Source organism: Cedecea davisae (assembly GCF_044095835.1).
GTDB lineage: Bacteria > Pseudomonadota > Gammaproteobacteria > Enterobacterales > Enterobacteriaceae > Cedecea > Cedecea davisae.
The window spans coordinates 1,961,675-1,976,145 of the sequence record NZ_CP172054.1 but is presented as its reverse complement, the minus strand read 5'-3'; the positions used below and the strand labels follow the sequence as shown (position 1 = coordinate 1,976,145).

Below are 14,471 nucleotides of genomic sequence, written 5' to 3'. Positions count from 1 at the left end.
ACGTTATCCCCTTACCGGCTGCCAGCGGCTTAATGAGCGGGTGCCGGCGACCACCAGGCAGTCCAGGACAAACGCCAGCACGATACACAGCACGATGCCGGCGATGATTGGCGTAAGAAATTGCAGCTGGAAACCCTGAGTAAACAGCGAACCCAGCTGCGGCGCGCCGATGAGTGCGGCAACGGAAACAATGCTGACGTTAGACACCACCGCCACGCGCAGCCCGGAACCGATGACCGGCACCGCCAGAGGAAGGTCAACCTGGAAGAACTGATGAATCGGCTTGTATCCCAGGGCAAACGCCGACTGCCGGGTGTCGGTTGGCACCGAGTCCAGCCCGTCGCACACCGTTCTCACCAGCAGCGCAAAGCTATAAATGGTCAGCGCCACCACCACATTTATCGGGTCGAGGATTTGCGTATTCAGCAGCGGAGGGAGCAGCACAAACAGCGCCAGGGACGGAATGGTGTACAGCAGCCCAAACAGGTTGAGCACCACGCCCTTCACTCGCGGCATGCTGTTGACCAGCCAGCCCACGGGAATAGCCAGCAGCAGGCCAATCAGAATCGGCGTTACCGACAGATAGAGATGCCACAGCAGCAGATTGAAGATCTTGTCGCTTTGCGACCACAGCCAGTCAAACCTCATACCGCCTCCCGGGCCATGCTCTTGCAGGCGTCCAGCACATGGTCGAGCGCCAGGGTGCCCAGCACTTCGCTGCGCTCGCCAATCACTACCGCCCGGTGGCAGGGGGAGCTAAGCGCGGAGTCCAGCATCTGGCGCAACGTGCCGCTTTGCGGGTAGAAGGTCGCCCCGAGGTTAACGTGTTCCGGCACAACGGCCTCAACCTGCTGATGGGTGTCGAACCAGCCGCAGGCTTTCCCCTCGCGGGTGACCAGCAGCCAGCGCTGGTCGGCAATATTACGCGCCATCTCAATTGGCGTTCCCAGTTCGGCGGTGGGTTCCATCAGCATTGAGGCCAGCGGCCCGGAGTTGTAGAAGCTCAGCTTGCGGTAGCCGCGGTCGCGGCCGATAAAGTCCGCCACAAAATCGCTCTGCGGGGCATTAAGCAGCTCCCCCGGCGAAGCCAGCTGCCCGAGTTTGCCGCCGGGTTTCAGCACCGCCACCAGGTCACCCAACTTCATCGCTTCATCGATATCGTGGGTGACCATAATGATGGTTTTACTCACCTCTTTTTGAATACGCAGAAACTCTTCCTGGAGCTGCTCACGCACGACCGGGTCTACGGCGCTGAAAGGTTCATCCATCAGCATAAATTCCGGGTCGGCGGCCAGGGCTCTGGCAACGCCAACGCGCTGCTGCTGCCCGCCCGAAAGCTGCCACGGGTAACGCTTTGCCAACTGCGGCGCAAGGCCCACCACTTCCAGCAGCTCGGCCGCTCTGGTCCTGGCCTTGTTTTTGCTCGCACCATTGAGGATTGCCGTGGTGGCAATGTTGTCGATGATGTTTTTATGCGGAAACAGTCCCGCGTTCTGGATGACATAGCCGATACGCCGCCGCAGCTGCACCACATCCATTCCTGAAGTGGACTCGCCGTTAAGCAGGATTTCACCCGATGAAGGCTCAATCAGCCGATTGATCATGCGTAATGACGTCGTTTTGCCGCAGCCGGAAGGGCCAACCAGCACGGTGATTTTGCCCCCGGGAGCGACCAGGTTCAGGCCATCCACCACTACCGTTCCGTCGTCGTAAAACTTGGTCACATTGTTGAAAGTAATCATCGCTACGCCTCATGGTCATCTGGCTGCCGAATAAATGAACGGCTGCGTAAAAAAGCTATGTATAGCATTGTATGTACAATCTGCAAAGCCTGTGCCATAACAAAATGGCAACATCAACAAAAACAAATAATATTGTTTTAAAACATACATATAATTATTTTATGTAATTTTAATTGTGATCAATACGTGATTTTTATCAGGATTAAACGGGGTATGAAGAGTGATTTACCAGCTATCTGAACTGCTATTTTTGCCCTAAAAAGGATCAATCTCTTTGTAAAGCGCGCCAAATTGGTGCGTAAAGGGGGCTTAACGAAAGCATATATGATGTACACACAGCTACTACAAGAAATAACCGCATGTTTTTATTGATAAATAATTTCAATATTGCACCCGGCACGAAATATGCTAATCATGTATATACAAGCAGACGAAAAAATGACATGTTATTTTTCGTGAGCATTTCTCCCGCTATTCCTAAACAAGGTGAACCCCATGAAGAGTGAGTTTTCTCGTTACCGCGATGTTGAAATCAGGGCGCCGCGTGGCACAAAGCTGAACGCAAAGAGCTGGCTGACCGAAGCCCCGCTGCGCATGTTGATGAATAACCTCGATCCCGACGTCGCCGAAAATCCAAAAGAACTGGTGGTGTACGGCGGTATTGGCCGGGCGGCGAGAAACTGGGAATGCTTCGATAAAATGGTTGAAGCCCTTAAAGAGCTTAATGATGACGAAACCCTGCTGGTGCAGTCGGGCAAGCCGGTCGGGGTATTTAAAACCCATACCAACGCGCCGCGCGTGCTGATTGCCAACTCCAACCTGGTTCCCCATTGGGCAAACTGGGAGCACTTTAACGAGCTGGACGCCAAAGGGCTGGCGATGTACGGGCAGATGACGGCAGGCTCCTGGATTTACATCGGCAGCCAGGGAATTGTGCAGGGCACTTACGAAACCTTCGTTGAAGCTGGTCGCCAGCATTTTGGCGGCAGCCTGACCGGGCGTTGGGTACTGACGGCGGGCCTCGGCGGCATGGGCGGCGCTCAGCCGCTGGCCGCAACTCTGGCCGGAGCCTGCTCCTTGAATATTGAGTGCCAGCAGTCGCGCATCGACTTCCGCCTGCGTACCGGCTACGTGGACGAGCAGGCCAAAGATCTCGACCATGCGCTGGCCCTCCTCAAACGCTACACGGCCGAAGGCAAAGCGGTTTCTATCGCCCTGCACGGCAATGCGGCAGAAGTTTTACCCGAGCTGGTCAAGCGCGGCGTACGCCCGGATATCGTCACCGACCAGACCAGCGCCCACGATCCGCTCAACGGTTATCTGCCGGTAGGCTGGAGCTGGGAAGAGTACCGCGAGCGAGCTGCCGCTGAACCTGCGGCAGTGATTCAGGCGGCTAAAGCCTCTATGGCGGAGCACGTCAAAGCGATGCTTGCCTTCCAGCAGCAGGGCATTCCGACCTTCGATTACGGGAATAATATCCGCCAGATGGCAAAAGAGATGGGCGTCAGCAACGCCTTTGACTTCCCCGGCTTTGTGCCGGCCTATATTCGCCCGCTGTTCTGCCGCGGCATCGGTCCGTTCCGCTGGGCCGCGCTGTCCGGGGACCCGGAGGATATCTACCGCACGGACGCTAAAGTGAAAGAGCTGATAGCGGACGACAAGCACCTGCACCGCTGGCTGGATATGGCGAGAGAGCGCATCAGCTTCCAGGGTTTACCGGCCCGCATCTGCTGGGTAGGCCTGGGCCAGCGCGCACGCCTGGGTCTGGCGTTTAACGAAATGGTCAGAAGCGGCGAGCTTTCTGCTCCGATTGTTATCGGCCGCGACCACCTTGACTCCGGCTCCGTTGCCAGCCCGAACCGCGAAACCGAAGCCATGCAGGACGGCTCCGATGCGGTTTCCGACTGGCCGCTGCTGAACGCCCTGCTGAATACCGCCAGCGGCGCAACCTGGGTTTCTCTGCACCACGGCGGCGGCGTAGGCATGGGCTTCTCCCAGCACTCCGGGATGGTCATCGTTTGTGACGGCACGGATGAAGCAGCCGAACGTATTGCCCGCGTGCTGAATAACGATCCTGCGACCGGCGTAATGCGCCACGCGGACGCTGGCTATGAAATTGCTATCGAGTGCGCAAAAGAGCATGGCCTGAATCTGCCTATGCTTAAGTAATGTCCCCGTGGCGCGGCAGATGTCGCGCCACATCCTCAAGAGAGAATGCTATGCGGATTTTATGGCACAACTGCCAAATCGTCACCATGGCCGAAGGCCGTTACAACCTGATAAAAGAGGCATCACTGATTACCGGAGACGGCAAACTACTGTGGGTCGGCGAAGATGCCGACCGGCCTGACATTGCCGTTGATGAATACAAAGATTTGCAGGGCAGACTGGTGACACCGGGGCTTATCGACTGCCATACCCACAGCGTGTTTGGCGGCGACCGCAGCCAGGAATTCGAAATGCGCCTTAACGGTGCAACCTATGCCGACATTGCCGCAGCCGGCGGCGGCATCGCCAGCACGGTGAAAGCCACCCGCGAGGCCAGCGAGCAGCAATTGCTGGAAAGCGCCCGCCGCCGCATTAACGCCCTGCGCAAAGACGGCATTACCACCCTTGAAGTGAAATCGGGCTACGGCCTGAGCCTCGAAGATGAGCGCAAAATGCTGCGCGTTATTCGCCAACTGGGGCAAAGCCTGCCGTTAACGCTACACAGCACCTGCCTTGCCGCCCATGCCCTGCCCCCTGAATTTAAAGGCCGCAGCGACGAGTTCATCGCCGAGATTTGCGACAGCTGGCTACCGGCGCTGCACGCCGAAGGCCTGGTTGATGCGGTAGATGCCTTCTGCGAACACCTTGCGTTCTCGGTTGCCCAGGTTGAACGTGTGTTTATTAAGGCCCGCGAACTTGGCCTGCCGGTAAAACTGCACGCCGAACAGCTCTCGTTGCTGCACGGAGCCGGGCTTGCCGCCCGTTACAATGCGCTTTCTGCCGACCATCTTGAATACCTTTGCGAAGAAGATATTGCCCTGATGGCCGAACACGGCACTACCGCCGTGGTGCTGCCGGGTGCATTTTATTTCCTGCGCGAAACCAAAAAGCCGCCGATTGAGCTGCTGCGCCAATATCAGGTGCCGATGGCGATTTCCAGCGACCTTAATCCCGGCACTTCTCCGGTGCTGTCCCTGCGGCTGATGATGAACATGGCCTGCACGCTGTTCGGGCTAACGCCGGAAGAAGCCCTGGCTGGCGTTACGCTGCATGCTGCACGCGCGCTTGGCGTCAGCGATACCGCAGGCTCGCTGGAGCCGGGGAAAGAAGCGAACTTCGTGGCGTGGGAAATCGACCATCCCGCAGAGCTTAGCTACTGGCTGGGCGGCACATTGTCAAAACAGGTTATTTATCAGGGTAAAGAGGTGTGGAATGACTAACGCATTTGAACTACACAAAGGCAACCTGCCGCTGCTTATCAGCATGCCGCACCCCGGCACTCGCCTGACGACGGAAGTAGCAAACGGGCTAACCGAACGAGCCAAAAAGCTCGAAGACACCGACTGGCATATTCCGCAGCTTTATCAACCCATTCGCGAAATGGGCGCCAGTATTCTTAGTGCCGGTTATTCACGCTATGTGGTTGATCTAAACCGCCCTGCCGACGATAAACCGCTTTATAACAGCGCAACCACCGGCTTATTTACGGATATTTTCTTTGACGGTGAACCGCTGTTTGAGGCCGGTAAAGCGCCAGATGAACAGGCCAAAGCGGCAATCTTAGAAAACATCTGGCAGCCCTACCATCAGGCTCTGGCGCAGGAACTGGCGCGGCTGCGGGAAACCTTTGGCTATGCCCTGCTCTGGGATGCACATTCGATAAAATCCGTGGTGCCACGCCTGTTTGAAGGCCGCCTGCCGGACCTTAACTTCGGTACCGCCGACGGCACCAGTTGCTCCCCGGAACTCAGCGATGCCCTGCTGCACGCCAGCGCTGACTTTACGGATTACAGCAAGGTGCTGGACGGGCGCTTCAAAGGCGGCTATATCACCCGGCATTACGGTTCGCCGCAGAACAATATTCATGCGGTACAGCTTGAAGTTGCCCAGTGTTGTTACATGGATGAAGAAACCTTCGTTTACTCCGACGAGAAAAGCGTTCCGTTCCAGCAGTTGCTGACCCGTTTGATTGGCACCGCGCTCGACTGGGGAAAACGGCACTACGGCTAACCGCTATTGACTTAATTTGTCAAAAGAGTACGTTTCAGGACATGAAAACGATTCTGATCATTGTTCCTGACGGCGGCATGCTGTTCGAGGCCGCCGGTATCGCCGATATTCTGATGCAGGCTAACTGCCTGCATGTGGATGAATCCGCCCCGCCGCGCTACCGGGTAAGCATCGCCACCACTCAACCCCACCACGTAGTTCATGGCCGTTCGGGACTTAACCTGCTGGCCGACCACCGGCTGGCGGATCTCGACCCGAATGAGCCGCGCGACACCATCATGATAACCGGCAAAGGTCTGAGCGAGCCTGAGGGCAGCGAGGTGGTTAGCTGGCTGAAACGAGCAGCGCCAAACGCGGAGCGCATCGCCTCTATTTGCGGTGGCGCGATTTTACTGGCCCAGGCGGGGCTGCTGGACGGCCGCAGGGCAACCACCCACTGGCGGCTACTCGAGAGCATGCAGGCCAGCTGGCCGAAGGTAAAAGTGGAAGCCGGGCCGCTGTATATTCAGGACGGCCCCGTCTGGACATCCGGCGGCGTCAGCTCCGGGTTTGATCTCACCCTTGCCCTGGTTGAAGCCGATTACGGCTTTACCCTCGCCCGCGACGTAGCGCAGGACCTGGTGATGTTTCTGCATCGCCCCGGCGGGCAGCTACAATTTAGCCGCTACCATCTGCGGCAGGCGGCAAACTCAGGGCCGGTATCTCAGTTACAAGACTGGCTGCTGGATAATCTGACCGAAGACCTGTCGGTGGAGAAACTGGCGGAGCGCCTCGCCATGAGTCCGCGCAATTTTACCCGCGTGTTTACCCGTGAGACCGGCGTATCGCCCGCCCGCTATGTTGAAGAGGCCAGGCTCGCCGCCGCTCGCCATCGTCTCGAGCAAACCAACGAAACCCTGGAGCGGGTTGCCACTGCGGCCGGTTTTGGCAGCGCGATTAATCTGCGCCGCGTTTTCGAGCGCCATCTCCACCTGACGCCGGGTGAGTATCGCGAGCGTTTTCACTGCCGCAGAATGGCCTGAATTGATCCTTTTTCGTCGTTTACGCCAGGAGGCCCCGGGCATACAGTGACTCCAGACATTAAAGAGAAGGAGTCAATCATGGTTAAGGTCGGCATTAATGGTTTTGGCAGGATCGGACGCAACGTACTGCGTGCCGCGCAGGGTAACCCGAATATTCAAATCGTGGCGATTAATGACCTGACGGACAGTAAAACGCTCGCTCACCTGCTGAAGCACGATTCCCTGATGGGGAAATTCCCTGCTCCGGTTGAGGCAGGTGTTGGCCAGTTGCTGGTTGACGGTAAACCTGTCCGCGTATTTAGCGAGAGAGATCCTGCGCGTATTCCGTGGCACGAGACCGGCGCTGAAATCGTTATCGAAGCAACCGGCTTCTTTACCTCCCGCGAACAGGCGACGGTGCATATCACCAGCGGCGGAGCAAAACGCGTCATTATTTCCGCTCCCGGTAAAGATGATGACCTCACTATCGTCCTTGGCGTGAACCACGATAGCTACAACCCTGAAAAGCACTTTGTCGTCAGCAACGGCAGCTGTACTACAAACGGCCTGGCGCCGGCGGCTCAGGTGCTGCATCAGGTATTCGGCATTGAGCACGGACTGATGAACACCACCCACGCCTATACCAACAGCCAGGCACTGCATGACCAGCCTGAAAAGGATTTGCGCGGCGCTCGCGCGGCGGCACTCTCCATCGTGCCCTACTCCAGCGGCGCGGCGAAGGCGCTCGGCAAGGTGATACCGGAGCTGGACGGCCGCCTGACGGGTTATTCCCTGCGCGTGCCGGTACCGGTGGTCTCTATCGTGGATTTGACCGTAACGCTGAAACGCGACGTCACGGCTGAAGAAGTGAATGCGGCATTCAAAACAGCGGCTCAATCCGGCCCGCTGAAAGACATTCTTGGCTACAGCGACGAACCGCTGGTATCCAGCGACTATCAGGGCGACCCGCGCTCGTCAATTATCGACGGGCTTTCCACCCTGGTGATTGGCGGTAACCTGGTCAAAATCCTGGCCTGGTATGACAATGAATGGGGCTTCTCGAACCGCCTGGTTGACCTCGCGGTGCTGATGGAAAAACGCGGGCTGTAATTCACCCGCACGGTGAGAAAAGCCAGTCATTTGACTGGCTTTATTTTTTATTTCAGATGGTTGGCAATGGCGTTAAACATCAGCGAAGCCTCAAGCGGCTGAGCGCTGAAGGAAGGTTCCGCCTTCGGCCAGGTTGACCACTGCACGATGACCAGCTTCTCTTTCTGGTTGACCATAATTATCTGCCCGTAGATGCCAAGCGCCCACATGGAGTCTTTACTTTCCAGGCCGTGCTTCGGCCCCACATCGCCCGCATTAGCCGGGACGCTATTGTTCCACCACTCATAACCGTAGCTGCCGTCCGGATGCGCGGCGGTGACGGATTTCTCGGCTTTATTCCAGCTTCGAGCCTGCTCAACCCAATTATCCGGGAGCATTTTCTTGCCGTTCGGCAAGACGCCGTTATTCATAATGAACAGGCCAAATTTGCCCCAGTCTTCAAGAGTGGCGTTGAAGCCGTGCGCGCCCACGTCGTGTTTGCCTTTCAGGTAGCTGTGCCAGACGCCGTCATTCGTCATGCCGTACGGCTGCCAGATAGCGTCCTGCAGGTTCTGCGCCAGCGACTTGCCGGTGGCTTTTTCCAGGGTATCGCCCAGCAGCCACGCGCCGCCGGAAGAGTAAGACCAGGCCTCGCCGGGTTTAGCGTAAGCTTTACGCTGAGGATCTTTTACCAGCTTATTCACGCAGTCGTAAGTATTGCTGCTGGCTTCGCACTGGGTGAGTTTGGCAAAGTCGGACTCTGGATTAGTGTAATCTTCACCCCAGGTCACGCCCGAAGTGTGCTGCAACAGCTGCCGCACGGTGACGTGCTCCCAGGCTGTCCCTTTGACGTCAGGATTATATTTAACAATTTCGTCGTCCAGCGAGGCGATCTTGCCCTCTTTGAGCGCCACGCCCACCAGCGTGGAAACCACAGACTTACCAACCGATCGCGAGGTCCAAAGCGTGGTTGGCGTATTCCCCTCAGCGTAATAATCCGAGACAACTTTACCGTCTTTAATCACCATCATGCCGGTCACGCTGTTGCGCTTGAGGTAATCCGCCAGTTTAAAATCGTGCCCCTGGTATTGATAACTTACGCCGGATAAATCCTGCCCGGCACGCGGGATTGGCACCGCCTTTCCGGCTTTAAAGACATCGCCTTCATAAGAGCGATAGTCATTGCGAAAACCAATCACCCGCTGCTGTTGGTTCCACGTCAGCATATCTTTTACCGCGGGCAGCTGAGAGTCAGCCGGTGCCGGGCAGTGGGTCAATTGCAGAGTCTGGCAGTCGCTCGTTGCGGGAGCCGCATTTGCCTGCATGGCGGCACCCAGGCAGAGGGCAAGCAGGCAAATTCCGGTTTTCATTTTAGTCATAGTGTTTTCCTTCAGATTGGCGTAATGGCCTGTTAACCCGAGGAACTTTAGGGCAGAGATCTCAATAATTGATATCGGTTAGCGGGGGAATATCCCCCGCCAGATAGCGTTGTCGAGTCTGAGAGGCAAAAAAAAGCCCCCGCGCTGGCGGAGGCTTGATTCAGTTCGCTATAGCGCGGAGGTTTAGAGCGCCATATCGTGCTGCGGGGATGCTTCAGCTTTTGGCTCCGCCGGTTTGGCCTGCGGGATCGCGCTCTGGTCGTTCATCTGAATAACCGGAGGTTTGGTCAGTTGCAGCGTCGCCGCAGTGTCGTTCCAGACCTTCTGGGTCAGTTCAACATTGCCGTTCATCTCCTGGCCGTAGCTTGGCACCACGGAGCGGATTTTGCTCTGCCATTCCGGCGAGTTGAACTGCTCAGGGAACATTTTCTTAAGCACGTTCAGCGTAATTGGCGCTGCGGTAGAAGCACCGGGAGATGCGCCCAGCAGTGCAGAGATGGTTTTCTGCTGGTCAACAACCACTTCGGTACCCAACTTCAGCACGCCGCCTTTATCTTCATCTTTTTTGATGATCTGTACGCGCTGGCCCGCCTGAATAAGTTTCCAGTCTTCTTTACGCGCGTCCGGGTAGTACTCTTTCAGCGCTTCAAAACGGTCTTCATCGCTCAGCATAACCTGGCCAATCAGGTATTTAACCAGATCGAAATTATCCAGGCCCACGTCGGTCATCGGCATAAAGTTGCTGGTGGTCGTGGTGCTCAGCAGGTCAAAGAACGAGCCGTTTTTCAGGAACTTGGTTGAGAAGGTTGCGAATGGCCCGAACAGCACAACGCGCTTGCCGTCGATAAAGCGGGCATCGATATGCGGGACGGACATTGGCGGTGCGCCAACGGAAGCCTGGCCGTATACTTTTTCCAGATGCTTGCTTGTCACCGCCGGGTTTTCGGTCATCAGGAACGAACCGCCTACCGGGAAGCCAGCGTAATTTTTAGATTCCGGAATGCCGGTTTCCTGCAATAATTTCAGCGCGCCGCCGCCGGCACCGATGAACACATATTTAGCGTCGATAGCGTGCTCTTTGCCGCTATTTACGTCTTTAATAGTGACGTGCCAGGAATTGTCGCCGTTGCGTTTGAAGTCGGTAACTTCAGAAGAGGTTTGCAGCGCAAAGTTCGGGCTTTTTTTCAGGCTGCCGATCAGCTGGCGGGTAATTTCGCCGTAGTTAACGTCGGTGCCTACCGGCGTCCAGGTGGCGGCGACTTTCTGGTTTGCGTCGCGGCCTTCCATTACCAGCGGAGCCCATTGCTTAATTTGCTGGTGATCGGTGGAGAATTTCATCCCCTGGAACAAGGTTGTTTTTTGCAGCGCATCATAACGTTTGGTCAGATACTCGACGTTTTTATCGCCCCAGACAAAACTCATATGCGGAGTGGAATTAATAAACGAATGCGGGTCATTCAAAATACCGCGCTGAATTTGCGCCGACCAGAATTGTCGGGAAATCATAAACTGTTCGTTAATTTCCAGCGCTTTGCTCACGTCGATAGAACCGTCCGGACGCTCCGGCGTATAGTTCAGTTCCATATTCGCCGAATGGCCCGTACCGGCGTTATTCCAGCCGTTAGAGGACTCAAGCGCAACGCCGTCCAGCTTCTCAACCATGACCTGTTTCCAGTCCGGTTGCAGCTCCTGAAGCCAGGTGCCAAGGGAGGCGCTCATGATCCCACCGCCAATTAGCAGGAAGTCGGTTTTTTGCGCGGCGTCGTCTTTAGCGTAGCTAGCTGAGCTTGCCAATAACGCAAGTGTAGTCAGGGAAATAATTGTCTTTTTCATTGCAGGCATAATATTAATATTGCATCGCAGGTGAATGAAGTCATTCTATGTTAACCCAGTTTCACGATATTTTAAAATCTCATTCACAATTTTAATAGTCCATACAATTAATGCCGATGATTTTTTTAATTAAAAAAACCAAATATCTTTCAGTAATTTGATTTAATATTCCGGTAAAATATATCCTGTAACGTTGCGTTATTATCGGCTAATCCGCTTATTTATCGGGATGTTATTAGCAAAAAAATCCACGCCGCAGCATGGATTCTGAATCCCGTATGCAGGACATTAATGATTTGCTTTCAGGGTTAGCCGTTTGTGCTATTTTTCTCTACCACGTTTAAAAACACCTCCAGCTGAGCGCGAATATGCGCCCTCGTCGCCGGATCGGTCAGACGGCCATTCTCAATTTTTTGTTCGGCAAAACTTATCGCGATTTCCGGCAGCGGCACCATATTGCACAGCATGGATGCCAGCGTTTCACGCAGTTGATACTGCGCGCGAACCCCGCCTAATGCCCCCGTGGACTGCGACACAAAGAAGACATATTTGCCCATCATGCAGCTGGCGCGCACGGGCCGTGAGAGCCAATCAAGCGCGTTCTTTAATACTCCCGGCATGCCGTGATTGTATTCCGGGAGCGTAATAATGACGGCGTCGGCCTCTTCAACCCGCCCTCTCGCGGCGATGACGGCCGCCGGAAGTTCACCTTTTTCCAGATCCTGACAATAATGCGGTAAAGCACCGATATCGAGCGAATCGAGGCTTACCTGCGGCGGCAGGCACTCGCCAATGCTGGTCAATATCGCGTGGGAGACAGAAGCCGCCCGCAGGCTGCCAGCCAGCCCAATCAATCTTAATGTTTTCATATTTACTCTCCTTAAATATTATCGATGGGCGTATTATCTGCGAAAGAAACACAAACTTCTTTCGCCAATCCGCCATGATTATTTGCTGGAGCGCCACTATGTCAGGATCGCCGCTGCCGACCATCGTCGCTTCGGGAATGTCCCATCCCCGGGGAGATGAGGTAACCTTTCATCACCATTCACAGGGGCAATTGAGCATTGCTCTGCAAGGCACCATCAGGCTGCAAACAGAAAGCGGATGGTGGCTGGCAACGCCGGGTAATGGCATCTGGGTGCCGCCGGGGGTTCCACACAGGGCTGTGTATGCCGAGCAATCGCGGCTCATTAATTTGCGCTTTGCCGGAGGGTTTGAGAGCCAGTTGCCCCAGCTTTGCACGCTGGTAGTGGCGTCTACGCTATTAACCGAACTGGCGAAAGAGGCGCTGGCTATTTACGAAGCGGGCGAAGCTGACGCTCAGCTCGAGCCTATTTCGCAGTTAATTCACTTTCAGATCCGCAAACATGTGCTGAAAGTGGAGCTGTTTGTGGCCGAAGGGAAGGATAAGCGATTGAGGATAATCACTCAGTTGCTCAGGGAAGATCCGGCCTGCAATAAGACCCTTGTTCAACTGGCCGCTCAAGCATTTACCAGCCCACGGACGCTCGGCAGGCTGTTTGAGAATGAAACCGGCATGAGCTTTACCCGCTGGCGCGAGCGGCTGAGGATGATCGGTGCCGTAGAAAAATTGGTTAATGGTGAGCCCATCATCCGGGTGGCCGGAGATATGGGCTATCAAAGTGCCAGCAGCTTTACTACCGCTTTTACCCGAATAATCGGCTCACCGCCTGCACGTTATCTTAAAGCGACCTTAGGGCCAGATAAGAGCTGACGCCGGGTAACGGCCGCAGCGCCCAGCGCCAGCATCATCACAACTTCCACGGACAGGAAGCCAATCATCGCCAGCGAATAATCTCCGCTTTGCTGGTGCAAATGCAGGAATAACGCCCCGAGTATGGCAGGCCCGAGGCCCAGAGCCGACTGCTGTAAAGTGCTGAGAATGGCGCTCGCCGCTCCGGCATCATTTAGCTCGATGTCACGCATCCCGATGCGGTAGAAACTGTTGACTATCAGCGCCTGCCCGTAGCCCACCACCAGCGTGGCGGGCGCAATGGCCAGCGGCCCGGCATGAACGCCAAAGTGATAAAGCGTCGCTATCAGCCCCAGCAGGCCAGCCACCTGAATGGCTACCCCGCTAAGCAAAATCGTGCTTAACGAATGGCGAGCAATCAGCCTTGGCGCAAACCAGGCCGAGACAAAATAAGAGATACCCATAGCGATAAAACTGTTGCCCGACTGCCAGGGTGCCATGCCCATTCCAGACTGCAACGTCAGCGCCATGCAGAACATAAAGCCCGACCAGCAGGTGAAGAACAGCAGCGCAATCAGCAAGCCGAAGCGAATGCTGCCCAGTTTGAGCAGGCGCGGCGGCAGTAGAGGCTGCAAGCCGCGCTGCTGCTGGCTAAGCGCGCCGACTCGCATCAGATAGCCCAGCGGGAGCGTCGCCGCCAGCATCAGTTGCAGCTGCCACGGCCAATGTAGCTCCGGTCCGAGCGCCATCGGGAACAGCAGGCAGCAGAGCATCAGCGCCAGAGTCAATGTGCCCTGCCAGTCGATACGAGAATGAGCGTCACTCCGGGTTTCGGGAATATAGAAACGGCTAAGCAGCAGCACCAGCAGGCAAATCGGCACGTTAATAAAGAAAGCGTTACGCCACCCCAGCCCGGCAATATCCGCCGAGACCAGCCAGCCGCCGCCCATCTGGCCGATAATAAACGCGATACCGCCTATTCCGCCGTAGAGACTAATGGCGCGGGCGTGCGCCGTCCCCTTCAATGTAACGTGCAGCGTGGCGAGGATCTGTGGCACGATAAGCGCTGCCCCCATACCCTGAAGCGTGCGCGCCGCCAGCAGTTCGCTTACCGACCCGGCTATCCCGCATAGCAAAGAAGCAATGCCGAACAAGGCCACGCCCCAAAGCAAAATGCGCCGCCGGCCGTGGTTGTCGCCCAGCTTGCTGCCTACCGCCAGGCTAACGGCAAACGCCACGCCGTACAGCGCCACAATTAGCTCCAGCTGGGTCGGCGTGGTGCCGAGTGACTGGGTAATAGAGTCCAGCGCAACGTTGGTTATCGAGGTGTCGATTAGCGGCAGCATCTGGCCCGTTAACAACAGCACCAGGCCAGCGCGGCCGGGTGAAACAGGCGAATTATTCATCAGGGACTCCATTGCATAGTTCGGGATACCGACGTAGCATTCCTGATAATTTAACCGGGTACCAGTTCCTGCTTATACTGGTACTG

The 14,471-nt window shown here is 56.0% G+C and carries 12 protein-coding genes; 6 read left to right on the top strand and 6 right to left on the bottom strand.

The features are described from left to right. Positions 1–3: 3 nt before the first annotated feature. The gene (locus ACG1VR_RS09790; protein WP_016536838.1) at positions 4–648 is read right to left on the bottom strand and encodes an ABC transporter permease; all 645 of its coding nucleotides are present in this window, start codon (positions 646–648) and stop codon (positions 4–6) included. Beyond that, positions 645–1,742 carry an ABC transporter ATP-binding protein gene (locus ACG1VR_RS09785; protein WP_016536839.1) on the bottom strand — a complete coding sequence of 366 codons (1,098 nt, stop codon included), beginning with the start codon at positions 1,740–1,742 and terminating at the stop codon, positions 645–647. The genes ACG1VR_RS09790 and ACG1VR_RS09785 overlap by 4 nt, the downstream gene beginning before the upstream one ends. Before the next feature lie 495 nt (positions 1,743–2,237). Here ACG1VR_RS09785 and hutU point away from each other — a divergent pair, with 495 nt between their 5' ends. From hutU to gap, 5 genes are all read left to right on the top strand, one after another. After that, a complete protein-coding gene (hutU, locus tag ACG1VR_RS09780) occupies positions 2,238–3,911 on the top strand; it encodes a urocanate hydratase (RefSeq protein WP_227317155.1) in 1,674 nt (557 codons plus the stop codon). A gap of 50 nt (positions 3,912–3,961) precedes the next feature. Beyond that, complete coding sequence (gene hutI / locus ACG1VR_RS09775; protein WP_395490803.1) at positions 3,962–5,170, top strand: imidazolonepropionase; 1,209 nt, start codon at positions 3,962–3,964, stop codon at positions 5,168–5,170. Beyond that, positions 5,163–5,960, top strand: a complete 798-nt coding sequence (gene hutG, locus ACG1VR_RS09770) for an N-formylglutamate deformylase (RefSeq protein WP_395490802.1) — start codon at positions 5,163–5,165, stop codon at positions 5,958–5,960. Before hutI ends, hutG begins: the two co-directional genes overlap by 8 nt. A gap of 41 nt (positions 5,961–6,001) precedes the next feature. Beyond that, positions 6,002–6,982 carry a GlxA family transcriptional regulator gene (locus ACG1VR_RS09765; protein WP_395490801.1) on the top strand — a complete coding sequence of 327 codons (981 nt, stop codon included), beginning with the start codon at positions 6,002–6,004 and terminating at the stop codon, positions 6,980–6,982. 78 nt (positions 6,983–7,060) lie between these two features. Beyond that, complete coding sequence (gap, locus tag ACG1VR_RS09760; protein ID WP_395490800.1) at positions 7,061–8,071, top strand: type I glyceraldehyde-3-phosphate dehydrogenase; 1,011 nt, start codon at positions 7,061–7,063, stop codon at positions 8,069–8,071. Between the two features lie 47 nt (positions 8,072–8,118). Here gap and ACG1VR_RS09755 read toward each other — a convergent pair whose 3' ends face one another. From ACG1VR_RS09755 to ACG1VR_RS09745, 3 genes are all read right to left on the bottom strand, one after another. Then, positions 8,119–9,429 carry a serine hydrolase domain-containing protein gene (locus ACG1VR_RS09755; RefSeq protein WP_395490799.1) on the bottom strand — a complete coding sequence of 437 codons (1,311 nt, stop codon included), beginning with the start codon at positions 9,427–9,429 and terminating at the stop codon, positions 8,119–8,121. Positions 9,430–9,612: 183 nt separating this feature from the next. Then, positions 9,613–11,271: a malate dehydrogenase (quinone) gene (gene mqo / locus ACG1VR_RS09750; RefSeq protein WP_172569744.1), complete on the bottom strand. Its 1,659-nt coding sequence runs from the start codon at positions 11,269–11,271 to the stop codon at positions 9,613–9,615. A 299-nt stretch (positions 11,272–11,570) separates the two neighbouring features. Next, positions 11,571–12,131, bottom strand: coding sequence for an NADPH-dependent FMN reductase (locus ACG1VR_RS09745; protein WP_395490798.1), 561 nt, complete (start codon positions 12,129–12,131; stop codon positions 11,571–11,573). 98 nt (positions 12,132–12,229) lie between these two features. On the opposite strand from ACG1VR_RS09745, the gene ACG1VR_RS09740 reads away from it, so the two are divergent. Further along, positions 12,230–13,000, top strand: coding sequence for a helix-turn-helix domain-containing protein (locus ACG1VR_RS09740; RefSeq protein ID WP_395490797.1), 771 nt, complete (start codon positions 12,230–12,232; stop codon positions 12,998–13,000). On the opposite strand, the gene ACG1VR_RS09735 is transcribed toward ACG1VR_RS09740, so the two are convergent. Beyond that, positions 12,964–14,385: an MFS transporter gene (locus tag ACG1VR_RS09735; protein WP_395490796.1), complete on the bottom strand. Its 1,422-nt coding sequence runs from the start codon at positions 14,383–14,385 to the stop codon at positions 12,964–12,966. The two genes, ACG1VR_RS09740 and ACG1VR_RS09735, sit on opposite strands and share 37 nt — an antisense overlap. Positions 14,386–14,471: the final 86 nt, after the last annotated feature.